We start from the raw sequence: 25,836 nt of genomic DNA on the forward strand, positions 1-25,836 counted from the left end.
CTGCTGTCGTCCTGTTTGCGGCCGGATGGTGCTGTTAAGCAAGCTGATGAGGCTGCCTACGGTATCGTGGCGCAAAAACAGGATGCCTTGCAGATCAATTATCCCTTTACACTGCAGAGGGCGGAAAGCCGTTTGCGTCAACGTTTGTTGCCGAATGTGACAAGCACCGTTGCCACCGCTAATGTCCAGGCCACACCAACCGTGGTTCACCTGACATTGACGGAAGCCTTGCAGGTCGCGGCACACAACAGCCGCAGTTTTCAGGACAATAAAGAGGCGGTGTACCGTGCTGCTCTGGCGCTGGATTTGGAACGCGATGCTTTCCGCGGGACCTGGAGTTCCGTGCTTTCTTCCGAATGGCTGACAGATAAGAGTACCGGCCAGCGGGTGAGTGGACTGCAACATGGTGGAGATTTGGGCGTCAGTCGACTGTTCAAAAGTGGCGCTGAGTTTGCCTTGTCCGTAGGGTTGGATCTGGTTCAGTTGTTGACGGCCAACCGTGTTTCGGCACGGGGGATTGTTGCTGATGCCAGTCTCAGTATTCCACTGTTGCGTGGTGCCGGGCGGGAGATCGTCACCGAACCACTACAACAGGCCGAGCGCAATGTGGTGTATGCGCTGTGGGATTTTGAACGTTTTCGCCGCAGCTTTGCTGTGGATGTTGCCAGTGAGTATCTGCTGGTTCTGGAGCGGATGAATCGGGTCGACACGGCCTACGATAATTATCAGCGCCTGGTTGCTTCCCGCAAGCGTGCCCGCCGCCTGGCCGATGCCGGACGGATTACTGAAATTGAGGTGGATCAGGCGTTACAGAATGAGTTGACAGCGCGCAGCAACTGGGTCAGTGCTCAACAGACCAGTGCCGCACGGTTGGACAATTTTAAGATTCTTCTCGGTTTGCCGCCGGACAGCCCCATTGAGCTGGATCGCTCTGTGTTGACGGACCTGGGTGGGCAACAGCAAATTGATCTGGAGCAGTCAGATATGCTCAATCAATTGATGGCGGTGGCGTTGCAACAACGCCGTGACCTGCGTGTGGAAGAGGGACGGAAAGCCGATGAAAAACGGGCAATTCGTGTTGCTGAAGATGCTTTGAGGGCTGAGCTGACTCTGCTGGCATCGGGGCACGATGGCGGGTCACGCAGCCTATCCGCTGCTGCGAGTGATGATGCGTCCCTCGATCCCGATGAGGGGCAGTACTCGGCGTTGTTGAATCTTGATCTGCCTTTTGAACGCACGGCGGAGCGCAATGCCCTGCGGCGGGCGTGGCTGAATTATGAGGCGCAACAGCGCTCTTTAGAGGCGCTGGAAGATAACATCAAACTGCAGGTGCGTACCGCCTGGCGACAGCTTAAAGAAGCGCAGGAAACGATTGATATTCAGAGCATGGCGCTGCATGTTGCTCAGCGCCGGGTGGAAAGCACCAATCTGTTTTTGCGCGCCGGGCGTATTCAAATTCGTGATCTTCTCGAAGCGGAAGATGATCTGGTCTCCGCGCGTAACGCGCTGGTACAGGCTCAGGTGCAATATCGAATTACCGCGCTGGAACTCTTACGTGATCTCGGCACCCTGACCATTGATGACCAGGGTGGCTGGTTGGAGGATATATCCATTGAAGTTATCGAATAAGCAAGCCGTTTTTCTGGTCGGCACATTGGTTGTTCTGATCTTGATCTGGTGGGCGGTTCCCCAAGAAGAGGGGCGCACGCAGACCGCCACGCCACTGACGCACCTGGTCTCGGCAGAGCGTCGTACTCTGGAAGTGACGGTTGAAGCCGCTGGGAGCTTACGGGCACGGGATCAGGTGGTGATCAGTAACACCCTGGAGGGGCGCACCACGATTCTCTCGCTGGTGGAAGAGGGCACCAACGTTTCCAAAGGCGACAAGTTGATTGAGCTTGATGCCAGTACCCTTCAGGATCGGCTGATTGATCAGCAGATTACCGTGCAGAATGCGGAAGCTTCGTTTGTTCAGGCACGTGAGAATCTCGAAGTGGTCAAAAACCAGGCGCAAAGTGATGTCGATGAAGCGAAACTGGCTGTGACCTATGCAGAAGATGATCTGAAAAAATACCGGGAAGGGGAGTTCCCCAACGAAAAAAAAGAACAGTTGTCTCAAATTGCCGTGGACGAAGAAGAGCTGCGCCGTGCTGAGGAGAAACTCGAATGGTCGCGGGTGCTATTCGACGAAAAATTCATTTCACAGACAGAGTTGCAAGCCGATGAGCTGGCGGCTCAAAAGGCAGGTATTGATCTGGAACTCAGTCGCAGCAATCTTGACCTGCTGCTCAAGTTCACCCACGTGCGCCGTCTGACCGAACTCAATGCTGAAGTGGAAAAGACCCGCATGGCTCTTGAGCGCATTCAACGCAAAGCCAAAGCCAGTGTTATCCAGGCGCAAGCTGATCTCAATGCCAAGCAGGCCCTGTTGGAGCGGGAGCGAGGGCGGTTGAGTAAAACCCGAGATGAATTGAACAAGACGGTTCTGGTGGCGCCACAAGACGGCATTGTCGTTTATGCGACCTCTTTTCAGCGCAGTTGGCGCGGCAACAACGAACCGCTGACTGCCGGGCAGGAGGTGCGTGAGCGCCAGGAGCTGATCTATCTGCCGTCATCCGGCACCATGGTGGCGCAAACCCAGATCCACGAATCCAATTTGGAGAAGGTTGAGCTAGGGCAGAAAGCACGGGTGTATGTCGATTCCATGCCGGGAAAATCTTTTCTTGCTGAGGTGAAATCAGTGGCGGTTTTTCCCGACGCCACCAGCAGCTGGTTGAATCCCGACCTCAAGTTGTACCGCACCGATTTGGAGTTGTTGGAGCACGATGATGCGTTACGAAGCGGCTTGAACTGCCGCATTGAAATCGATGTGGCTCATCTTGAGGATGTGGTGACCATTCCTGTTCAGGCCGTGGTGATCGATGGTGGGCGCACGTTTGTTTATTGCCGCAAAGATGGCCGTGTGCAGCAGCAGGATATTCAGCTTGGTCAGAGCAACGAGAGCTTTGTTGAGGTGATTGACGGATTGCAACCGGGCGACCGGGTTCAGTTGAATCCACCGGTCACCGGGACGGAGGAGTGATGGTGGCAAGCGGGGAAGTGATTCGACTTCAATCGGCCCGGCGCAGCTACGATGTGGGAGATAGTGTTGTCCACGCCCTCAATGGCATTGACTGGTCGGTGATGTCCGGATCATCCTGGGCTATCCTCGGTGCCAGTGGCTCAGGGAAGAGTACTCTGCTCAATATTCTCGGCTGTCTCGATCGCCTGACCGGTGGTGATTATCTGTTGCTTGGCGAGAATGTTCAGCATCTTGATGACGACCAGCTCAGTGATCTGCGGTTGAAAAATTTCGGTTTTATTTTCCAAAGCTTCAACCTGATCAACCAGTTAACGGTGTTGGAAAATGTCGAAATGCCTCTGTATTACGCCGGCGTTGAACCGGGTCTGGCTCGTCGCCGGGCGCGGGAGCTGACCGCCCGGGTTGGGCTGGATGCACGTGAGGCGCATCGTCCGGCGCAGTTGTCGGGAGGCCAGCAACAGCGCGTAGCCATCGCCCGTGCGCTGGCCAATGATCCGCCCGTGCTACTGGCAGATGAACCGACCGGTAATCTCGATTCGACCACCGGCGGCCAGATACTCGAACTGCTCCAAGAGCTTTCCGAGCAAGGCAAAACCCTGATTACCGTCACCCACGATCACGTAATCGCCCGGCAGATGGATGACCAGCTCTATCTGTTGGATGGTCGGGTGGTGGATGCGGAGACGCGCCATGACTAAATTCAGTGTGGCGCGTGATATCCGTCTGGGCATCAACAACCTGATGCTGCATGGTTTGCGCTCGTTGCTGACCATGCTGGGCATGGTGTTCGGTGTCGCCAGCGTGATCGCCATGCTTGCCGTCGGCAGCGGGGCCGGTCAGGAGACCTTGCAGCAGATTCGTGAGTTGGGCAGTGATGTGATCATCATGGATTCGGTCAAGCCGGTCGCTCAGGATAAACAGCAGCAGACGACGAATATTCTCAGTGTCTATGGCTTGACTTATCGCGATGTCAGCCACTTGAGGCGTACCATTCCCGATGTGGAGATGGTGGTGCCGGTCAAAATTCGCCGTGAACAGGTGTTGCTGGGATCACAGGCCATCGCAGTGCGTTTAGTGGGCACCACTCCCGAATGGTTCCGTTTAGTGAGACGGCCTTTGTTGGCCGGACGGGGGCTCAGTCCTCTTGACGAAGAGCGCCGCAGTGCTGTGGCGGTCATCACTGAGAAGCTGGCACGTGAGCTGTTCCCTTTGCAGGAGATTCTCGGCAGTTCTGTCCGGGTCGGTGGTAACAGCTATCGAGTGGTCGGGGTGGTGCAAAGTGCCGAGGTTTCCGGGGGCGAAGTGCAGTCGCTGGATGAAAACCATGATATCTATGTGCCGTTGGCGACATTTCGCGAGCGTCAGGGCGATGTGCTTGTGAAGTGGAGTGTCGGCTCGCGCATTGTTGAGCGGGTGGAATTGCATCAGGTGCTGGTGCGGATGAACTCTGAAAAGGTGGTGGAGAAAACCGCTTCCTCGTTGCAGCGTCTTGTGGATTATTTTCACAAGAAAGAGGATGTCACCCTGCAAGTGCCGCTGGCCCTGCTGCGTCAAGCGGAAAAAACCCAGCGCCGATTCAATATTGTGCTGGGTGCCATTGCCGGGATCAGCCTGCTGGTTGGTGGAATCGGCATTATGAATATCATGCTCGCCTCGGTGACTGAGCGGACTCGGGAGATCGGCATTCGCCGGGCGATCGGTGCGCGGCGTCACCAGATTGTCCTGCAGTTTCTGATTGAAACCGTGGTACTGTCATGCTGTGGGGGAGCCTTGGGAATTGCTCTCGGCCTGTTTTTGCCGTGGATTATTACCCAGTTGACCGGTTTGAGTACGGTGGTTACCTCCGCCAGTCTGATTCTGTCTTTGTTGATCAGCGTTACCGTCGGCATTGTGTTTGGCCTCTATCCGGCTATTCGTGCTTCCCGTCTTGATCCTATTGTTGCGTTGCGCCATGAATGACCGCAGTAAAAATGATAACTTGACCCGATTTATTCCCACCAGCCGTGCAGAGATGGATGCGCGGGGTTGGCAGGAACTAGATGTGCTGTTCGTCAGTGGCGATGCCTACGTTGATCATCCCGCCTTTGGCGTGCCGTTATTGGCGCGCTGGCTGGAATCGTTGGGTTATCGGGTTGGTATTGTGGCGCAACCGGATTGGCGGCGGGCCGATGATTTTCTGGTCATGGGGCGTCCGCGTTTATGTGTTGCCATCTCCTCCGGGGCCATGGATTCCATGGTTAATCACTACACGGCGGCGCGCAAAAAACGCCGTGACGATGCCTATACCCCCGGAGGTCAGAGTGGGGCGCGGCCTAATCGGGCGATTATTGCTTATACGGCTGCGGTTAAAGGGGCACTCAAGGGGGTGCCGGTGATCATTGGCGGTATTGAGGCCAGTTTGCGCCGCATGGCCCATTACGATTACTGGAGTGAGCAGGTGCGGCGCTCCGTGTTGATCGACAGCAAAGCCGATCTGCTGGTCTACGGCATGGGCGAGACTGCTCTGGCGGAGATTGTCCGCCATCTTGATGACGGTGAGCCGGTCAGTGCACTGAACGCTATTCGCGGCACCGCCTGGGTGACGAATAGCCCTCCTGCAGATGCCGTGTGCTTGCCGGACTATGAGATGGTTGAACAAGACGTTGCCGCCTATGCCAAAGCGTTTGCTTTATCGGAGCAGATGGGGCAAAAGACGCAGGCGCAAGCGCACGGTTCACGTTGGGTGGTGGTAAATCCCCCAACGGTTGCCCTTGAAGAGGCGCAACTGGATGCCCTCTATGCCTTGCCTTTTGCCCGACGGCCACATTTTTCCTATCGCCAATCAATTCCTGCTTTTGAACAGATCCGCTGGTCGGTGACCAGTCACCGTGGCTGTCAGGGCGGTTGTGCGTTCTGTGCCATTGCCCGTCATCAGGGGCGCCGGGTCCAGTCGCGCTCGCAAAGTTCTGTCGTTGAAGAAGTGCGTCAGCTCAGTTGCGATGAGGATTTTCGCGGCACGATCACTGATGTTGGCGGTCCTACCGCCAATATGTACGGCATAGAGGTTGAGGACGGGGGGAAATGCGCCCGATGTCAGCGCATTAGTTGTTTGTTCCCCCAGATCTGTAGCAATTTACAGGTACGCAACGGTCGGGCCGCGCGCCTGTTGCGCCGTGTCAGGGAGATCAAGGGCGTCAAGCACGTGTTTGTTGCCTCAGGGGTGCGTTACGATCTGCTTGAGCAGCAGGGTGATTATCTCAAAGGCTTGCTGGAGCACCATGTTGGCGGGTTGCTCAAGGTGGCTCCTGAAGCATTGAGCGACCCCTTGCTCAAGGTGATGCGCAAGCCTGCGGCGCAGGCGTTTGGTCGCTTTGTTGAGGCTTTTCGCGCGGATAGTCGTCGCCGAGGCAAACGGCGTGGCATTGTTCCCTATCTGATGGCCGGTCACCCTGGATCCACTCTCAATGATATGATTGACACAGCGCTGTTTCTCAAACGGTACCACCTGCGTGTGGAACAGGTGCAGGAATTTACGCCGACACCGGGAACGCTGGCTACCTGTATGTATCACACCGGAATCGATCCGTTTAGCGGGCAATCCGTTGAGATCTGCCGTTCCGAAAAACAAAGGCGTTGGCAAAAAGCGTTGTTGCTTTACCATCTTCCAGCCAGCCGAAAGCCTATCCTCGAAGCGTTGCGCTCCTGTGCCCGTGAACAGGATGGTGCAGCCCTGTTTGGTGGTGGTCGCGAACGTTCTGGTGCAGAACCTCTGGATCGTAAGGCACCGCGCCATGATCGGTCGCCGCGGCGAAAAAAAACACTCCGCCCGAAAAGGCGCTGATTCGGATGACCTGAATGGTTGTTCTTGTCGATTCAATGAGGTATGTGCTAAAAATTAGGTGGGATAGGAGTTCTTTTCTAAAAGGTATCGTTGTCTTTTAGAACGCACGGTTTTGAACGATGTGATGTTCACAGCCGCACAAGATTTCCGGATTAGCAGAGATGAAACGTGGCGAATCCGTCTGTTTTGCGACTCCTGCATGGGTTTTGCGCACCTTTTTCAAAGGCTCATAATTCCATGACCGGTTCATGAAAAGAAACGAGCGATAATGGCTGAAGAGCCCCTTACTATAACCATCCTTGGCTCCGGCACCAGCAGTGGTGTTCCGGTGATTGGCTGTGACTGCCCGGTGTGCCGGTCGGCTCATGAGCGTAATGCACGAATGCGCTGCAGTGCCTTGTTAGCCTGGGGAGAGTTTCGGGTGCTGATTGATACGGCGACGGATTTGCGACAGCAGGCACTGGTTCACCAGATGGATCGGGTGGACGCGGTACTCTACACCCATGCCCATGCCGATCATGTCAATGGTATTGACGATTTACGCTGTTTCAATGCCCTGTCGGGAAAAGATATTCCCGTTTACGGCGCATCATGGATGATCGCCCAGCTTCAACACAGTTTCGCCTATGTTTTCCGCCAGCAAAACGGCGGGTTTCGACCCCGTTTGACCCCCAGAGTTATCTCAGGGCCGTTTGAGCTGTTTGGACGCCTGGTGGTGCCGGTGACGTTACGACATGGTAAGGATGATGTCATCGGTTATCGCATTGGATCGCTGGGTTATCTGACGGATTGCAGCGAGATTCCACAACAGGCTCGGGAGCAATTGCAGGGACTTGATGTGTTGGTGATTGACGGATTGCGCTTTCGCCATCATCCGACCCATTTCACCATTGCTGACGCGATTGAAATGGCACAACTGCTGCAAGCAAAACGGGTAATTTTAACGCATCTGAGTCACGACGTAGAGTATGTTCGTGACAGCAGTCAATTGCCAGAACATGTTGAATTTGCCTATGACGGGCTGTCTGTTACCCTTGGATCAGAGTAATCGAATGGTATCGTGTGCCGATGTTTCCTTAGCGAAACTCCGGTAAGTTGTGTGCACCAACCAGTGAGTGTTCATGCATCAGGAATTACGACTTCACGGCCATATTGACGACAGTATCGAATACTATGTCACTGTGGCTGCACACCAAGCTGAAGGGTGTCACTTTTACGAGCGTGACGATGAGGTGCTGCGCATCTTTTCGCCTGGTAATGAGGTGCGCCTTGATCGCACGGGCCTGCGCCATTGGGGGAACGGCGGAACCTTTTGCGAATACATGTACGGTATTGATCAACCGCTGCCGGACCTGCTCAAGCGCGAGGTCAAAAACCGTCTGGTGATGTACGGCGCCAGTTACCGGGATAACGGTGAATTGGAGTTTTGTGACGACACCTCGGAGCGGATCCCCTACGATACGATTTTTGAAGAAGGTCATGCGATCAGCAATTGCTTTTTTTTTGTGACCGGCTCCATTTATGGGGCGTTAAAAACCCAGCAGGAAGGCTTGCTGTGCCTGTTGGGTAAGGTGCTCAAGCGCACGCCCTATGTGGCCGCCAACGATGATGCCAGACTGGTGGATGAACTGTTTGGATTGTTGGGCCACAAAAGTCATTTTTATCTGATTCGTCTGCTTAACAAAAAACATCAGGCTTACGCGGAGCTGTTCCGTAATCTGTATTTCAAGTATCGGACGATCCCCGATGAAGAATACGAAAACCTGACCGTGCTCGCTCAGCGACTCGGTATCAGTGACCATCAGCAGAAGCGTATCCGTATTGCCGTCATGTATGCCCATCGTGACAACCGCATGGTGGTTGACGAATATCGGGATATCCTGGTTGATTGCCATCTGCGTGGTACGATCAGTCGTCAGGAAAATGCGCGACTGACCCGTTTGAAGACCCTGGCAACGCGCAACAAAATTCCCCCGGCATTGTTTGATCCGCTCGAAGAAAATCTTAAATACGACAAACTGGTGGACCAGGAACAGGATTATATCGCCGAAACGCGCGAGATTCTTTCCGGTCTTTTGCTCAACCGGCTGCGTCTCGACCAGGCGATCACGCGTGATGACATGGTGCGTCTACTTGAAGCCAAGCGCCTGGCTATGAATAATCGTGATTACCTGTTTGACCAGATCCTGTTGGAAACCAGTAAGGCCTGCGACGAGATGGTTTTTGCCGGAGCTGATGTCGCTTCGGTGGAAAAGCTGTCGTCCATTATCGATTATTTCGAGCACTATGAACGCAGTGTCACCGAGATCAACAACTTGGCTTTTATGGTCGGAGTGCGCATTGAAGAACCGGTTCTGCGTGGTTTGCAGCGAAGCTGCAAGGCTCTGGACCGGTTGGACCAGGGCTTGTTTGATCGTTTATTGTTTAAAGATCTGCTCAGTAATAAATTCCTCGGTTTTTACGGGCGGCGCAAAGTTCTTATCTTGCGCCAGGCGCTTCGCCAAGGGTGGAGTGTTGATGCCATGATCGATGCCCTTCAGAACGTCTCGCGCGATGAAAATCTCTATGGCCGCCTGCTGGGGATTGTCAAGGAACAACTGCGGATCAAATATGCCCGGGCCGTGACCTGGCAGGATCGCTCGGCTCTTCGAGATGAGGTGGCGGCGATTCTTGTTTGCCAGGATGGTGAAAAGGAACCGTTTCCGGAGCAGATTTTTTACGATGTGATGGTGAATGTTGAGAAAGAGTTTTTTTATCTTCAGGAGCTGCTGCCGAGGATTATTCGTGACAGTGATATTGCATTACGGGAAGATTTTCTGATCAATAGCGGATTGGATCGTTTTTATATTGAAGAGCTGGAGAACAGTTATCTGTTGCGCCATGGGCTGGACGAGCGGGTTTTGTCTGCCGTCAGAAAAAGCACTGACGGGCGGGACTAGGTCGATAGCTTCACAACGGCCATTATCGAGAGGATTGACAGGTGGGAGAAGGAACAAAAAAAAAATCAGGCGTTTGCCCCTTCATGAAAGCGCCGATGGAAGAGTGCTACTGCCGCAGTCTCAGTAGCGAAAACATCGAAAAAGCGTACGACTTCTGCAGTGGTGATTATAAAGCCTGCGCGATTTTTCAGAATGTTTTTCGCGCACAGGACGTGGTTGCGGCTCAGGTCGCCAAAGATTCGTGTCCGGTCATTGGCCTGTTTACCGGCAGCCAGCGATTGCTGCAGATGCAGGCCCGCCAGGAGCTGAGTCTTCAGGTACTTGAACTGTTGGAAAGCAATCCTTCGGCGCGCAACATGTTTCGCGATTTTATTTATATGCTGCGCAACTTCTGTTCGGTCAATGATATTACCCTGTATATCCTTGATGGGGATAATCATCTGCATCAGGAGATTGTCGGTTGCCAGGGCGACGAAGTGACGGAGCTGATGGTGCCAAAAAAACTCGACTGTATTTGTGGGCAGGTCCTCGAAGGGGACGTGCCGGACCAGACGCTTAGCCGTAACGACTCAGGCGTGTACTGGACCAATGATCGCACCTCGCTGTCTCAAGAAGCCGCGCAGGGGCTTAATGCGTGCATTAATACCTGTTGCCCGGAGCAGAAAGAGGGCTCTTTGGCGCTGCTTCCGGTTCATTACCAGGGACGCACGGTCGGTGTGGTGCGGATCAACGATCCCAAAGCCGATCTGTTTACCCGCGACGATATCCGTTTTCTTGACGGCGTATGCTCTGCACTGAGTGTGATTGTCGGCCGGGCGCGCGCTGAACGCAATCGTGAGTACGCTGAGATGATTGTCGATACACTCACATCGCCGATCGCTGTTGTAGACCGCGACTATGTACTCCGCAAAATCAATGGCGAATATCTGCGTTGGCTCGGGCGAACAGACGCTGATGTTCATGGGCGGAAGATGGTCGAAATTGTTGGAGAAACGGTATTTTCACAGGCGTATGCCCCTTTGTTGGACCGGGCTTTTGGAGGCGAACAGGTGAAAGAGAAAATCACGATGGATTTCCCTGATCATCCGGCGATTTCCTGCAGTGTACGGTGCTTGCCTCACTTTGATGCCGAGGGAAGTGTTGATGCGGTGGTTATCGCGTTCCATTCGCTGGAATAATCTAGACGCGGTGTAACCGCTAGTGTGCTGCCTGAGACAAGAAGACATTACTGTCGCCCCTGTGTGGCGCTCAGTTTTTCGACATCTCATTGTGCTCTAGCTTCAGCACGCTGTTACTCCCCGTGGCTTCACTGGTTCAGTATCCTGTTTTACAGACAATATATGGGAAAAAATAACGGTCTTTTCTTTAAGAAGAGGCCGTTTTTTATTGAAGATGTGCAAAATCGTTGACTTGTTTTAATCAGCTATACTAGGGTGATTCTATGGCAGATAAAACAATGACACTCAAACAGCGTTATGCAGAACCTTTAAGTCGGGCGCGGGCACGGATTGGACGGCGAATTTTTTTTGCCTATCTGGGGCTTTATGGTCTGTTTGTCGTTGCCCATGTTGGCTGGCCGCAACTGACACGGTATCGCGTTGGCGGGGTTGGGCTGGGGTTGATTGCCTGTGTTGTTTTAATGGCAGCAACCTGTGTGGCTGCACTGTTGTTTCATCTGTGGTGTGAGCGCCTGGAGCGCCGGGCTCGTCAGGGGGAGCAGCCATGATCAATACTCAGGAGCCGTTGGCCGTTGCCCTGTTTCTCTGTGTTGTTGCAGTCGGCATCGGTCTGTCAGCCCAGTTGGTTCGGCGTACCTCTTCGCCGTCGGAATACTTTGTTGCCGGCGGTTCGATCCATTGGGCGGTCAACGGTCTGGCATTTATCGGTGACTATCTTTCCGCAGCGTCCTTCTTGGGGGTCGGCGGCCTGATTGCCACTGTTGGTTACGACGGCTTTCTCTACTCGATTGGCTTTCTGGCGGGCTGGGCTTTTGCCCTGCTGGTGGTGGCCGAGCCCTTTCGTCGTTTTGGCCGGGTGACGTTTACCGATGTGATTGATGCCCGGTTCCGCTCGCGCGGTGTTCGCTTTACAGCAGCAGTGAGCACACTGGTGATCTGTCTGTGTTATCTCATTCCACAGATGGTTGGTGTCGGAACGCTGGTGACACCATTGTTGGGAATTCCTTACTACTTGGGGATTTTACTGATTGGAACCGTTGTGACGATTATTGTCGCCACTTCGGGAATGGCCTCGACAACCTATGTGCAATGTCTCAAAGGGATTGCTCTTTTGACGGTTTCTTCGTGGCTGGCTTTTGCCGTCCTGGAGCGAGGCCTGGTTGAGTTGCCTCCTCTTGACGGAGAAGAGGTGGTCGCAGAGCGTGGCCACGGTGGCTATAGCCTGCCCGATGGGTTGACTCTGGAGGCGGGGTGGAGCACGTCCGGAGCCTGGCAGGCCGGTTTTCTCCCTGTCATTGAACCCGATGGTCGACGAAGTCTGTGGCAGGTTGATGCCGCCACCGAGTCGCAGGCTGTTCTGGTCCGCAGTCATTACGCTGTGACTTACGATGATGAAATGATGGTGGATGGCATCAGTCCACCTCCGCCGATTCCTGTCTCTGTCGGTCGTCTGGCACAACGCTCCAGCCTGTGTGGCCCCTCTTCGTTAAATCCCGTCACATTTTTGCGCTGCTTTTCCGACAGTGAGTTGTATGTGTGGAACCGTCAGACTTTTCTTGAACAGGACCAGTTGGTGACTGCTTATCGTCGGGAGCGTAAATCCGGCGCTGAGGTGTTGAGTACCGGTGGCCTTTTTGATCTGCCGAGTAAAGATTGGGCGTCCCGGCTTGATTTTATTTCACTGATGGTGGCGCTATTGTGCGGAACGGCAGCGTTGCCGCATATTTTGATCCGCTATTATACGGTTGGTAATCATAGCGCAGCACGCAAGTCAACCGTCCTGGCTATTGGCGGGATCTGCCTGTTTTATTGTGCCTGCCTGATTATGAGTCTGGGGGCCATGTCGGGCCAGGCGGTCAATCTGCTCGACAGCAATATGACGATCCCGTTGTTGGCCAAAACTCTCGGCGCAGCCGCTTTTGCCGTTGTTACAGCCGTGGCTTTTGCCGCCGTGCTCGGCAGTGTCAGTGGTTTGATCATTGCCGCTTCAGGAGCAGTTGCCCATGACCTGATGGATTGTTTTCTCGGAATTACCATGAACTCAAAGGAGAAAGTGGTGGTGGGGCGCATGTCGGCGTTTATCGTTGGCTGTGGTGCCATTTATTTCGGGTTGATCTTTGAGGGGATGAATGTTTCCTATCTGGCCGGTTTGACATTTGCCCTGGCTGCTGCGGCAAATCTTCCGGCGTTGCTCATGGCACTATTCTGGTCAAAAACCACTGGAAGGGGCGTCGTTTGCTCCATGCTGACGGGGCTGGTTGGTTCCTTTATTCTTATTCTGATCTCACCGGAGATGTATGTTCGCTATGGACGCCCTGCAGCTGATGCTCCCTTTGCTCTCAACAATCCGGCCCTGGTGATGCTTCCTGTGTCCCTGCTGGTTCTGATCCTGATTTCCAGGCGCTATCCTGACCCACGTTCCGCTTGAAAGCGAACGTAATGCCAATATCAGCTCTATAACAATAGAGCTCTGTCCGTTGCATGGGAATAATTTTATGCCATACTTGGTAAGAAATCCCCGGTGCCACTGTTTTATGTGTTGGTTATAGAATGTAATTATAAACCATATTTTTTTTGTGTAGATGGTGTTTTTTGGGGCTTGAGCGATTGGGGTTTTATTTTTTTGATTTTTTATTTTTTAGTGTTTTACGTATGTAAAATATTGAAAATAAATGATTTTTCGCCTTAATATATTAAGGCAAGAGTTTGAGAGACGAATTTTTTTTGGTGCAATTTCTCCGCGATGCGCTATTTTTATAACAACATTTTACTTGACGGAATATTTGACCCTGTGTCATAAGTTTAAAAAAAGAAACAGTATTTGATTCGGCGATGGGTTGGCCGGAGAAAGGAAGGCGACGATGGATGACACGTTATATTACATTCTCGGCGGTATCATTACCGGTGGCGCTCTGATCTGTTTCTTGTTTGCGTATTTTCAGGATTACCGCGAACGAGGACCGCGCAAGCGTCGGTCACTGTATTCCATCATCAATCGTGAGTGATGGAATACAGCTCGCTCGCTTTGAGTTGCACTGCTGATGAAATTGAACAATTTTGACGGAAAGGAGGAGACGGTCAAGAACACGCAGATTCGTAACAAACAAACGGTTTAAAGTTTATGTGGTTTGCAGGGGTGGTGCCCTGCAGGCTTTTACACCAAGGAGGTATGGGTATGAATAAAGATATCAACATTAATTTTTTTAAGCCCGTCGGCGATTTTATGAAAAAAGACGTGGCGATGAAAAAAAAGCTGCTTATCGTCTGGTTTGTAGCGACCTACGGATTTCTCTTTCTTTTGAAGCTTGTTGCTGATCCCGGTAAAACGGTTGAGCTGACATTGAACACCGGTGAGAAAATCACCCAGGTGTCCGGCGTGAGTTTCCTGACCGAAACACAGTTCCTCGGCTTCCCGTTTCACTACTGGTATTCAGGGCAGTTCCTGATCGTACTGTTTATTTTCCTGTGCTACGTGTACTGCAAGTTTATCGACAAGCTTGAGTCCGAATACGACAAATAAAAGAAAGGGAGAAAGCGCTATGAAAAAAATGATGCATTGGGGCTTGTCCCTGTTCTTTGTGCTGATGTCGACCAACGCATTTGCGGTGACCGACCTCAACCCGGAAGGTAAGTTTAAAGTTATTCCCGCGATCCTGATGATCGCTCTGCTGATCCTCTTTATTATGGTTGGTGTCTTTTTCAAGGCGCAGAATACCGAGGACTACTGGGCAGCGGGTCGTGGCGTCGGTCAGATCGGTGGTGGTATGGCGATCGCATCCAACTGGATGTCAGCCGCTTCCTACCTCGGTATGGCTGGTCTGATCTATCTCAAAGGCTACTTTGCCATTTCCTACGTTCTCGGCTGGACCGGTGGTTACGTTCTGTTGCTGGTATTGATGGCCGGCCAGGTGCGTCGCTACGGGAAGTACACGGCTCCTGACTTCGTCGGTGACCGTTACTACTCCACCACCGCGCGTCTGATGTCGGCGTTGATCGTTATCACGATTTCCTTCGTGTATGCGGTTGGTCAGTACAAAGGTATCGGTATGATGTTCAACTGGATCTTTGGTATTAACTACCAGACCTCAGTTATCGTCGGTACCGGTGTTGTTCTGGCGTACGTTCTGATCTCGGGTATGCTCGGTGCAACCAAGAACATGCAGGTGCAATACGTGGTTATCGTTATCACCTTCTTCCTGCCCTTGTTCTTCATCGCTTCGAAGCTCGGTTACTTCTCAGCAGTACCGCAAATCGGGTATGGCGCGGCTGTTTATGACATCGGTCACGGTGGTAACGGCATTGTTGCCGCTGCTTCGGACCCGAGTTACTATCTGCCGTTCGCTAAGTACACAGCTTATCACTGGTTCGCACTGTGCATCACGCTGATGCTTGGTACTGCAGGTCTGCCTCACGTTATCGGTCGTTTCTACGTCGTTCCCCGTGTCAGTGATGCACGCTGGCAGGTTGTTTGGGGTCTGTTCTGCATCGCGTTGGTTTACTGGACGGCTCCGGCTTATGCCGCATTCGCTAAGTTCTCCAACCTGCTCGGTACAACCGGGACAACTATCACGCCTGACGCCATCGTTGTTAACGCAGCTGAGCTGGCGGGTCTGCCTGAGTGGTTTGCCGGCTTCCTGGCTGCCGGTGGTGTTTCCGCAGCATTCTCCACCGTTGGTGGTCTGTTGATGGCTGGTTCTTCGGCTTTTGCTCACGATATCTACTTCCGTGTCCTGAATCCGAACGCCAGTGAAGAGAGCAAGATGAAGATCGCTCGTGTCGGTACCGTTATTCTCGGCGTCTCCATCATCATCGTGGCTCTGAATCCGCCGGCATTGATCGCCCAGATTACAGCGGTCGCCTTCGCCCTCGGCGCCAACACCTTCTTCCCGCTGTTCCTGCTGGGTCTGTGGTGGAGCCGTACCACGAAGGAGGCGGCAATTATCGGTATGATCGTTGGTCTGGTCGTCACCTTTGGGTCGATGTTGATTCCCAAGACCTCGATCCTGGCCTACTACATTCCGTTTACTTCAAGCGCAATCGTTGGTGTCCCGGCCGTACTCATCACCATGATTGTGGTTTCCATGATGACTCCCGAGCCTTCTCAGGAGATCAAGGAACTGCTCTACAAGGTTCATAACGACGAGTAATCTGCGTGATTCTTCGTCCCTTGCCCCCTTCGCTCCCTCGCGAAGGGGGCTTTTTTATGTGTAGTGACCAGCCGAAAACTTTTTTTCCATCTGCCACTCACCCTCCACTTGATAAAACCCTCCAAACGTATTTGTTTTTATCTGGCGCACACTTGCCGTTATCCGTTGGAAAAACACCCCGTTAGCGATACCGCCGATTCGTGTATACATTGGCATAAAATGTCACCTGATCGGTTGTCATCTGTAACAGACTGCTATACTTCAACAAAGAGCTGTACGAATTTTAATCCGCACTACCAGACTGATTCTGATCGATACAACGGAGGGACTCATGGCAACGAGAAAGAAACCATCTGCACTGTTGCAGCATGTCGCAAGTGTCAAAACCGGTGAGCGCTGCTTTGAAAATGCCTTTCAGGGCGTAGCGCGTATGATTCTTGAGGCTGGCGTGGAAAAAGTGGTGGTGAATGGTAAAACCACCTATGATTTTCCGATTTTCCGCACTGGGGCCAAGCACACGATTGGCATGTATGACGAAATCAACAGCTTTGTCTCCTTTGTCAAGGACGCTTCGGAAGGTGGTTCCTCCAAAGAGATGGCTTATGTTCTTGTTGGTGAACCGGGAAACGGCAAAACATTCTTTGTCGAGAACCTCTGTGCCCTATACCGCCAGTTCATCAGTCAGCCGCAGAATCGTAAATACACCTTCCGTTTTGTCGGACTCGAAAAATTGGGCAGTTACGGCAAAATTCGTGAAATTGAGTCCCAGACCTATGAGGACCCGATGGTTCTGGCTATGAATCTGTTTGATGATCGCGATGAAACCATGGCTTTTCTCGCCAAGCAGAGCAAGCTCAGCGACAGTGAGCTGGAAACCTACTATCAGAATTACCGTCCCATGGGAGCGTGCAGCGGCTATATATGGAACGATATCCGTAATTATACCGGCGGTGATATTGACGCCATGCTTGAATTTATTGAAATTCTGCCGGTGCCGCTGGTGGAAAGTCTCGGTACCGTTACTGGAAAATATGCCGCCAAGGACAAGATCACCTCGTCTGCCGTGGATCTGCTCGGTGAGGAGTCGATCCAACGCCTCCTGCACATCAGTGACACCAACAATCCCTACCGTTTTGACCTGCGCCGTGGTGCGCTGGCGCGAGTCGCCGGTGGTGGCATTCACTTCAGTGATGAGATTTACAAGAATAAAAAAGACCTGGTGCAGGTGTATCTCGGCGTGATCCAGAACCGTGTCATTGAGATGGACGGCTACAAATGGCCCATAGACAGCCTGATTGTTGCCACCAGTAACAACTCGGAGTTCAACCGCTTCTTGTCCGAAAAAGAGGAAGCGCCGATCATTGACCGGTGTCGGATCTGTTATGTCTCCCACAACACCAGCTACAAAATGCAGGAACAGTTGACCGATTATGCCATTGGTGGCGAGCGTAAAACCACGCTGATGCGCGAACAGCTTCACCAGGATCCCAATTTGAACTATGCCGCATCCGTGGCCGTGGTCCTCACCCGTTTGCCACGTACCGAGAAGCTGACCATGGTCGAAACCATGAAGCTGGCCGCAGGGGAAGTGGCCGGTGAAAAGAGCATCAAGACACTGGCCGAGGTGATCGACACGCTCAATCAGGAGCCGGATATCACCCGCCGCTTTGGCCAGAAAGGGCTGGGCCAACGTAACCTTGGTCGCGCGATGCAACTGTTGATGGAAAGCTCCGAGACCAACGAAGGACAGTGCATGTTTGCCTACGACGTGTTTAAAACTCTGGAGCGGGTGATTCTCGATTATGTTTCCGAGGCTGGAGACCGGGCCAAATATCTTGAAGACCTCAAGATCGCTCAGGGACTCTATCGTGAACGGATCATGACGGAGATGTTCAACGCCTATATGGATGAACCTCATGCCATCCGTACCGACGTGATGAGTTACGTCAACATGGTGATCGGTATTGACGCCGAAAATCTCGGACCGGACAAAATGTGGAAATATCGCGACCCACAGACCGGTGAATTGAAAGCGTTGAAGATCGATCAGCGCTATGTGCAGAGCATTGAAGAGCGTCTTGGCCTGAAAACCGCTGAGCAGCGTGAATCGTTCCGCACCTCAATCCGCAAGATCTACGGTCAGAAGATCACCCTTGATCCGGGTTATGACTTTATGGACAACCTGGAACTGGTCAAGGCGGTTACCGATGTGCGGTTGAAATCGGATATTGCCGGGGCAGGCAGCCTGATCGGAGCCCTGGCCAATCGGACCAACGAAGATAACCAGAAGCTCTACGACCGCATGGTCGACACCATGTTTAACAAGCTCAATTACTGTAAAACCTGTGCTCAAAAGACCATCGAGTATTTCTGCACCCAGCAGGATGAGCGCTGATTCGCATCAGCGGGTTGGAAAGGTGAACAGTTGATGAAAAAATACACACAACAACCGCCCCAACAGCCTCTCGTTGCCGATGAGGCGATGGCGGATCTGTCGCCGGAACAGCGCACGGCGCTGGAGTCGGAAAACGACACTGATCCCGTACATCGGCCGTTTGCCGTGTGCTCTCCCGAGCCCAGTCTGGGGGCGTTTGCAAGCTTGTATGCGTCCAATGACATGAATATGCTGCAGGCGATGAGTGCTCCCAAGAGCAGTTATACCACCCATATTCGCACGCTGGATGAACTGTTGGAACGGGACCGCAATCGTGAAAAGGACGGCTTCCCGCGCAAAATTCAGGTTGGGCGGCTGATCAAGCCCCAGCAGGGGGCCGGTGACAAAGTGATCGTGGTGCCGACCACGGTGGAAGAAAAACTGATTCACGACAATCAGTTCAGTGATCCTGAAAGTGGCGGCGGCGGTCAAGGCGGCAGTGGCGAAGGTGATGAAGGTGAAGTGATCGGTGAAGCGCCGGTGCGGCCTGAAGGAGAAGGGGAAGGGCAAGGGGCCGGTGAAGGTAAGGATGCGGCCCATGAGGTGGAATCAAGCGCCTACGATCTGGGGCGGATTCTGACCGAACAATTTGAACTGCCCAATTTGCAGAACAAAGGCAAAAAGAGTTCCCTGACTCAGTTTACCTATGATTTGACCGACCGTAATCGCGGCTTTGGTCAACTTCTCGACAAAAAAGCCACCCTGCGTCGGGTGTTGGAAACCAACATTGCTCTGGGCAACGTGGATGAGGATGGTGTCAAAGATCCTTCAAATCTGCTGATCGCGCCACGCGACAAAGTGTATCGGGTGCTGTCGAAAGAGAAGGACTATGAATCGCAGGCCATGGTGTTCTTTGTCCGTGACTACTCCGGCTCCATGCACGGAAAAGCCACTGAGTTGGTGGTATCGCAGCATGTCATGATCTATAGCTGGCTGCTCTACCAGTTCGCCCGCCGGGTGGAGACCCGTTTTATCCTCCACGATACCGAAGCGCGCGAAGTCCCGGACTTTCACACCTATTACAACATGCAGGTGGCCGGAGGAACCCGGGTGATGGCTGCTTACAAGATGGTCAACGAAATCGTTGAACAGGAGGGGCTGGCCCGCGATTACAACATCTATGTCTTTCATGGCACTGATGGCGATGATTGGGACAGCCGCGGTAAGGAAACCTTGCCGCAGCTCAAGCAGATGCTCACCTACGCCAGCCGGGTCGGCATTACCATTGCCGAGCATCTCTACGCCGGTGACCGTAAAACCCAGGTTGAGACCTATATTAACCAGGCGGGCCTGCTCGATACCCACGGTAACTTGCTGCGTCTCGACAGTATGGGTGAGGATGCCCCGGAAGAGCGGATTATCGAAGGAATCAAAAAGCTGATTGCGCCGTCCTGATATGGACAGACGCTGAGGATACGGTATGGAACTGATTAATCAGCACAGCAAAAAGATTATGGAAGGCTGTAAGGAGCGGGCTCGGGATGCTGGGCTGCGTTTTGACGAGCAGACCTTGGAGTATGTTGTCACCAATCGCGACATGCTTGAGTTGTCGCCCAAGGTGATGATCCCAACCCTTTACGATTACTGGGTGCATGACGTTGAAGTGCTCAAGGAGAAGGGCAAGTACGAACTCTATCCAGGCAACCCTTACGAGACTGTTATCAACACCCGGCCGGCCATTTCGTTTTACAATGACAACAACCCCGATTGGCTTAACGTGATGATCTTTTACCACGTGCTCGGTCATATCGACTTTTTTCAAAACAATCTGTTTTTCCGCCATACCTGGGATTACGATCTCGCCGGTCAGGCCCTGGCCGACAAACGGCTGATCGCCCGGTTACGCTCGGAGAAAGGTCGTTGGGTTGACTACGTGATTGAGTTTACCCGCGGAATCGACAATCTGGTCGGCTACTACAATACCCTTGCTGTGGTTGAGCGCAACAAAGCCAAGCGTGAGAGCCGTCGTTTTAACTATTTCTTTGATGTGTTTCTCCAGCAGGTTCGCAAGGTGACGCCCACTGAATACATGGAGGAAGTGGAGCGTTACAACGACTTTCAGAACAAGTTTGAATCACGCGGTGAAGCGCATTTCTTTGCTGAAGTGGCCAAGCAGTATCCCGAATTTGAAGGAGCGTATCGCTCCTATCGCCAGAAAGGCGAGCGGCCGAAGATGGATCTGATTGAATTTCTCATCGCCCATTCGCCGTTTCTCAACAAAACCGAAAACCTCTGGATGAAGTCGGTGTTGCAGGTGGTGCGCAGTACTTCGGTGTATTTCCAGCCGCAGATCCGCTCCAAGATCATGAACGAGGGCTGGGCCAGTTATTGGCATGAAACCCTGTTTTTGCAGGATGAGCGGATCAACGGTCATGAGGTTGACTTTGCCCGCATTCACGCCAATGTCACCTCCATGCCGCGTGTCGGTCTCAACCCCTATGCGCTGGGGTTGCGCCTGTTTCAGTCCATTGAACAGTTTGAAAACAAGGGCCATTATTCGCTGGAATTTGAACGTCTGAAAAGCACGACTCAGCGCCAGAATTTCGATCAGCACCAAAAGACCGGTCGTGACTTGATCTTTGATGTGCGGGAAAATTATAACGATTTCAACTTTATCAATGAGTTTGTCGATCAGGATTTTATTGATCAGCATCAGTTGTTCGTCACTGATAGGCGGCTCGATGAAGAGCGGATGGTGTGGCAATACTATGTCAAGAGTCGCAGCTCGGAAGACTACCGTGCCATGCTGATGGCTTCTCTATACCATCCACCGACCATTGAAATTGATGATCGCTCGACCGGGAGTGATTTATCGTTGAGCCATGTGTTTGAAGGCAAGCCCCTGGTGCGCGATTTTATCAGCAATACGCTGCTTGGTATCGAGTATCTATGGGGGGCGCCGGTGGTTCTGGAAACCCATGAACCCGCACCCAACTCAAGCTTGCCCGCTGAGTCGCGTGGTCATGACGCCGAGGGCAAACCGAAGCCGATACAGTGGAATAAAGTGATCTATCGCATGGAAAACCGCCAGTTGAGTCGAACGCTGGTGTGATGCTTTTGCCTGGTAACGCCGCAAACTCCCCATGCCGTCACATGGTCGGGGAAAGGAGCGATGATGGATAAAATCGATGAAGCCCTGAAACGGATCATTCTCACTCAGGAGGATCTTGACCGTTACGAACCGCAATCGTATCGGGATTTTCTCCACAAAGTGTCCCGCCAGCCGACGCGAATTTTGCGCAGTATCTTTCAGGTGTTCCACGATATGGTGTCGACCCATATTCTGCCCATGGAAGATGACAGCAAGTTTGATCCCGAGTCTATCCATTATGTTGGTTACGATTGCTCGCCGCTGTTTGTCGAGGATTCCGACAATCCGTTTTTTGCCGACCGTCTGTTTGCCAACCGCCTGGTGCATCTGGTCGATGCGTTGCGCCGTGGTGCCCAACAAAATAAAATCTACGTCTTCGAAGGCCCGCCGGGCAGCGGTAAGAGCACCTTCCTCAATAACCTGCTGATGAAGTTTGAGCAGTATGTCAACACCGAGCAGGGGGCCATGTACGAAACCGTCTGGCGGCTGGACCGCGAAGTTCTTGGTCATCTCTCCGATCCGGAGGCGTCCAAAATCCTTGAAGAGTTGTCACGGTTTTCCAATAGCTTTTCGCAGATGTACAAGGATGTTCAAGAGGAAAACCGTAAGAGTAGTGAAGGGTTGGCGCCACAGGGATTTGTTGAAGTCCCCTGTCCCAGTCATGACCACCCCATCCTGATGATTCCCAAGGAATCACGGCGTCAGGTGTTCGATGATCTGTTCAAAAACGATCAGTCCAAATGGGAGTTGTTCACCGAAAAGGAATACGAGTGGGTGTTCCGCCATACCCCCTGTACCATCTGCAGTTCATTGTATCAGGCGTTGCTCAACGTGCTTAAAGATCCGATGGAAGTTTTGAAGATGGTCTACGCACGCCCCTATCGTTTCAATCGTCGTCTCGGTGAAGGGATCAGCGTGTTTACGCCTGGTGACAAACCGATCAAGCAGACCATACTCACCAATGAACTTTTGCAGCGACGCATCAATGATCTGCTGCGCGACAGCAATCAGGTGCGTTACATCTTTTCGCGTCACGCCAAAACCAACAACGGTATCTACGCTTTGATGGATGTGAAATCGCACAACACAGAGCGGATGATCGAGCTGCACAACATCGTCAGTGAAGGGGTGCACAAACTCGAAGATATTGAGGAAAATGTCAACTCGTTGTTCCTGGCCCTGATGAATCCCGAAGATAAAGCCAATATCGGCAATATTCAATCGTTTTCCGACCGCATTGAATACATCAAGGTGCCCTATGTTCTCGATCTTAACACCGAAGTGCAGATCTATCGCAACATCTTCGGCAGGAGTATTGATGAGCACTTTTTGCCGCGAGTCCTGCACAATTTTGCCCGGGTCATCATCTCCACGCGCATGAAGCAGACCTCCGATGCTTTAACCGAATGGATTGATTATCCGAGTAAGTACAACCTGTACTGCGATGCCCATCTGCAACTGCTCAAGATGGAGATCTATACCGGAAATATCCCCAAATGGCTGACAGAAGATGATCACCGCCGCTTGACCGCCAAACGGCGCAGTCGTATTATTGCCGAATCCGAGCAAGAGGGGGATAAAGGCTTCTCCGGTCGCGATTCAATCCGCATCTTCAACCTGTTTTTTTCCACATACGGTCATCGTGAGCGGTTAATCAACATGACCGTGCTCAAGGAGTTTTTCACAAAAACCCACAAGGAACTCGGTAAATCGATCCCGCCGGGTTTTCTCGATTCTTTGCAGCGGATGTATGACTACACGGTGTTGCAGGAGGTTAAAGAGTCGCTGTACAGCTACAACGAAGAGGGGATTGTCCGCGAACTGAAAAATTACCTGTTTGCCGTCAATTACGAAGCCGGTACCGACGTGGTCTGCAGTTATACCCAAGATACTCTCAAAGTCAGCGAAGAGTTCTTTAAGCGCATTGAACTGCGTCTTCTCGGCGATGAAACCACCAATGAGCAGCGCCAGCAGCTACGGGCGGATGTGCAGAAGCAGTACGCAGGAACTACGCTGACTCAGGAGGTTTTAGCTGCTGGAGTACCGCTGGAGAAAACGCGTCTGTTTAAAGATCTTTACCAGCGCTACGTCTATTATCTCAAGGACCGAGTACTTGATCCGTTCCTTGAAAATGAAAACTTCCGTCGCGCCATCAAGGATTACGCCAGCGAAAGTTTTAAAACCTACGATAAGAAGATTCGTACTGACGTCGCCTTTTTGATCGATAATCTGCGGCGGCGCTACAGTTATTCCCAGGCCGGGGCGAAAGAGATGTGCATGTATGTCATCGACAATAATCTGGCGCAGACGTTTGCCACCAAGAAGCCTTCGGCTGCTCCAGGAAAAAATGTGTAGGGAATGGTAATTTATTGAGGTGTGTTTGTATTAACGTCTCAGGGGCAAAATTACCGGGTTTCGTTCCGATACCCGACCTGTTTTGGCTGGCTTGGCTCTTTATATTTCGCAACCAGGCCTTCCCGTTCAGTAGCGCCGAACGCAGTGAACGTCACCGCGATGGTCGTCGGCAACCTGTTTGAGGACTGATGCCGACTGGGCGACAATGGCGGGAGTCGATTTTGCGCCACTTCTGTTGACGCAAAAGTGGCCCGATGTGCGGACGCGGAAGCCCACGTCACGTGGATACCAAGTTTCGAGAACAAATGATTCTGCTCGGAGGGTAAACTTGGATCAGGTTGGTGATGTTAATACCAATCCGGTTGATGACGCAGGTATTGGCAGATAAAGATCAGCGTTGCCAACGGTAAGGTAATGAGCAGCCCCAGCCCGAAGAACAGCGCACCCAAGCTGAATAAAAACGAGCAGCTGATCAGGATAATCCCCCAGTTCAGCGGGTCAGAACGCAGGGTTTCCGTGCTCCAGCGAAACGCTGTGGTCACATCCATACGGTTTTCCACCACCGCCACATAACCTGGCAGGGTGACCAGCACGAGAAGCGTCGCCAGCAGAACGCCGAGTACCGGCAGCAGACTGATTAAAAAGTATCCTACCGACAGCACAACGGCGTAAAGCAGTGCCGGAAGAAAACAATCCCAGCCACGAAACAGATCCCCTAAATCAGCTTCTTCACCACGACTCAGTTTGAGCAGATAACGGATATATCCGACACTCAGAGCGATATTCAGTACCGGAATCCAGGCCAACAGACAAAACAGGATTGTCAGCAGAGTCAGGGGGCCGACGTGATCCCGCCAACGTTGAAAGCTGGTGGCAAACAGGTCACTGACGATAGTGAATCTGGGGGGAAGCATTGTGGTTATTGATTCTCCTTGGGGTATTGGTCTTGAGAATGACCTTAATACAGTGTCAGGATTAAGTCTATGGATAAGCGGGGGTGTTCTTTTAATTGGTTGCAAGGTTAAGGGCAAAGTCGCCGGGATTCGTCCCGGTAGCCGACATACTTTTGACTGGCCGCTCAAAAGTATGCAAAAACTGAGGGGGGGCACGATAACTGACAGACCATTATTACGATAATTGTGGTTTACGTTGATTTACGTTTGCCTTGAAGAGATTATTTTTCGCGTTATTTTCAAAAGTATTTTGATAAGTCTTTGTCTTGCCATTTTTCGCCGGTTGAAATTGTTTTTTCGTGCAAGATATCCCTGCCGTTATTTGTTATTTTTCCTTCAATTATTTCCCAGTCATAGAAATACATGTTTTTTACATTTTTTTTAGTAATAATGGCTGCGGGGGAGTTTGCTTTGACTACGGAATATTTGAAAGGGGTCCGCCAGACCGTGATTATTTCGCTGGAAACATACGCTTCAAGCGCAGCTTGCTGATCTGTTGTCAGATTGGCCCATACTCCAACAGGAAGCGAGATGTTTAATTTTGGGTTTGCCGTCCCTTCGCCAAAAAGGTAAGGCTCGTAATAAAATTGATCGACGATATTGTGAGCAATGAGAATATCGTGGAGTAGCTTTTTACCTTTTTTTGCTTTTTGCGAATCCATTATAAAGCTAATGTCTGTACTGTTGTTTTTGGGGGGCTTTGTCGCTGTGCTTGTTCTTTTTTCCGGCGTTATCTTTTTATCTTCTTTTTCAATAGGACTGGAGATGGCAAAGAAAATTAGCATGATGAAAAGCATGAAAAGGTAAAATAATGATAGTACCGGCTCGATTGATCTC

General features: G+C 52.1%; 19 protein-coding genes. 17 read left to right on the forward strand and 2 right to left on the reverse strand.

The genetic code is table 11. From position 1 onward, the window contains the following. From DACE_RS15545 to DACE_RS15620, 17 genes are all read left to right on the forward strand, one after another. The coding region (locus DACE_RS15545) for a TolC family protein (protein WP_050770048.1) at positions 1–1,629 on the forward strand (1,629 nt) is incomplete at its 5' end. Beyond that, a complete protein-coding gene (locus DACE_RS15550) occupies positions 1,613–3,082 on the forward strand; it encodes an efflux RND transporter periplasmic adaptor subunit (RefSeq protein ID WP_006002820.1) in 1,470 nt (489 codons plus the stop codon). The genes DACE_RS15545 and DACE_RS15550, both read left to right, overlap by 17 nt. Beyond that, entirely contained in the window at positions 3,082–3,780 is a 699-nt protein-coding gene (locus tag DACE_RS15555) for an ABC transporter ATP-binding protein (RefSeq protein ID WP_006002823.1), read from the forward strand. Before DACE_RS15550 ends, DACE_RS15555 begins: the two co-directional genes overlap by 1 nt. After that, a complete protein-coding gene (locus tag DACE_RS15560) occupies positions 3,773–5,041 on the forward strand; it encodes an ABC transporter permease (protein ID WP_040367772.1) in 1,269 nt (422 codons plus the stop codon). The genes DACE_RS15555 and DACE_RS15560 overlap by 8 nt, the downstream gene beginning before the upstream one ends. After that, positions 5,034–6,902: a YgiQ family radical SAM protein gene (locus tag DACE_RS15565; protein WP_006002827.1), complete on the forward strand. Its 1,869-nt coding sequence runs from the start codon at positions 5,034–5,036 to the stop codon at positions 6,900–6,902. Before DACE_RS15560 ends, DACE_RS15565 begins: the two co-directional genes overlap by 8 nt. A gap of 268 nt (positions 6,903–7,170) precedes the next feature. Continuing rightward, positions 7,171–7,950: a GPMC system MBL fold metallohydrolase gene (locus DACE_RS15570; protein ID WP_006002829.1), complete on the forward strand. Its 780-nt coding sequence runs from the start codon at positions 7,171–7,173 to the stop codon at positions 7,948–7,950. A gap of 73 nt (positions 7,951–8,023) precedes the next feature. Further along, positions 8,024–9,841: a TIGR04442 family protein gene (locus tag DACE_RS15575; protein WP_006002831.1), complete on the forward strand. Its 1,818-nt coding sequence runs from the start codon at positions 8,024–8,026 to the stop codon at positions 9,839–9,841. An 83-nt stretch (positions 9,842–9,924) separates the two neighbouring features. Further along, a complete protein-coding gene (locus DACE_RS15580) occupies positions 9,925–11,019 on the forward strand; it encodes a PAS domain-containing protein (protein WP_040367774.1) in 1,095 nt (364 codons plus the stop codon). 263 nt (positions 11,020–11,282) lie between these two features. Further along, the gene (locus DACE_RS15585; protein WP_006002834.1) at positions 11,283–11,567 is read left to right on the forward strand and encodes a hypothetical protein; all 285 of its coding nucleotides are present in this window, start codon (positions 11,283–11,285) and stop codon (positions 11,565–11,567) included. Beyond that, positions 11,564–13,447: a sodium/solute symporter gene (locus tag DACE_RS18355; protein ID WP_006002836.1), complete on the forward strand. Its 1,884-nt coding sequence runs from the start codon at positions 11,564–11,566 to the stop codon at positions 13,445–13,447. Before DACE_RS15585 ends, DACE_RS18355 begins: the two co-directional genes overlap by 4 nt. A 433-nt stretch (positions 13,448–13,880) precedes the next feature. Further along, positions 13,881–14,024, forward strand: coding sequence for a hypothetical protein (locus DACE_RS18280; RefSeq protein ID WP_155809170.1), 144 nt, complete (start codon positions 13,881–13,883; stop codon positions 14,022–14,024). A 170-nt stretch (positions 14,025–14,194) separates the two neighbouring features. Continuing rightward, positions 14,195–14,539, forward strand: coding sequence for a DUF4212 domain-containing protein (locus DACE_RS15595; protein WP_006002838.1), 345 nt, complete (start codon positions 14,195–14,197; stop codon positions 14,537–14,539). Positions 14,540–14,558: 19 nt separating this feature from the next. Next, the gene (locus DACE_RS15600; RefSeq protein WP_006002840.1) at positions 14,559–16,166 is read left to right on the forward strand and encodes a VC_2705 family sodium/solute symporter; all 1,608 of its coding nucleotides are present in this window, start codon (positions 14,559–14,561) and stop codon (positions 16,164–16,166) included. Between the two features lie 331 nt (positions 16,167–16,497). Next, complete coding sequence (locus DACE_RS15605) at positions 16,498–18,561, forward strand: serine protein kinase PrkA (RefSeq protein WP_006002842.1); 2,064 nt, start codon at positions 16,498–16,500, stop codon at positions 18,559–18,561. A gap of 33 nt (positions 18,562–18,594) precedes the next feature. Beyond that, a complete protein-coding gene (locus tag DACE_RS15610) occupies positions 18,595–19,995 on the forward strand; it encodes a DUF444 family protein (RefSeq protein ID WP_006002844.1) in 1,401 nt (466 codons plus the stop codon). Between the two features lie 25 nt (positions 19,996–20,020). After that, complete coding sequence (locus tag DACE_RS15615; RefSeq protein WP_006002845.1) at positions 20,021–21,652, forward strand: SpoVR family protein; 1,632 nt, start codon at positions 20,021–20,023, stop codon at positions 21,650–21,652. Positions 21,653–21,715: 63 nt separating this feature from the next. After that, positions 21,716–24,046: a serine protein kinase PrkA gene (locus DACE_RS15620; RefSeq protein ID WP_040367776.1), complete on the forward strand. Its 2,331-nt coding sequence runs from the start codon at positions 21,716–21,718 to the stop codon at positions 24,044–24,046. A gap of 347 nt (positions 24,047–24,393) precedes the next feature. Here the strand turns inward: DACE_RS15620 and DACE_RS15625 are convergent, their stop codons facing one another. After that, entirely contained in the window at positions 24,394–24,960 is a 567-nt protein-coding gene (locus DACE_RS15625; protein WP_006002850.1) for a hypothetical protein, read from the reverse strand. Positions 24,961–25,238: 278 nt separating this feature from the next. Continuing rightward, complete coding sequence (locus DACE_RS18360) at positions 25,239–25,796, reverse strand: hypothetical protein (RefSeq protein WP_006002852.1); 558 nt, start codon at positions 25,794–25,796, stop codon at positions 25,239–25,241. Positions 25,797–25,836: the final 40 nt, after the last annotated feature.

The organism is Desulfuromonas acetoxidans DSM 684 (assembly GCF_000167355.1).
Taxonomy (GTDB): Bacteria; Desulfobacterota; Desulfuromonadia; order Desulfuromonadales; family Desulfuromonadaceae; genus Desulfuromonas; species Desulfuromonas acetoxidans.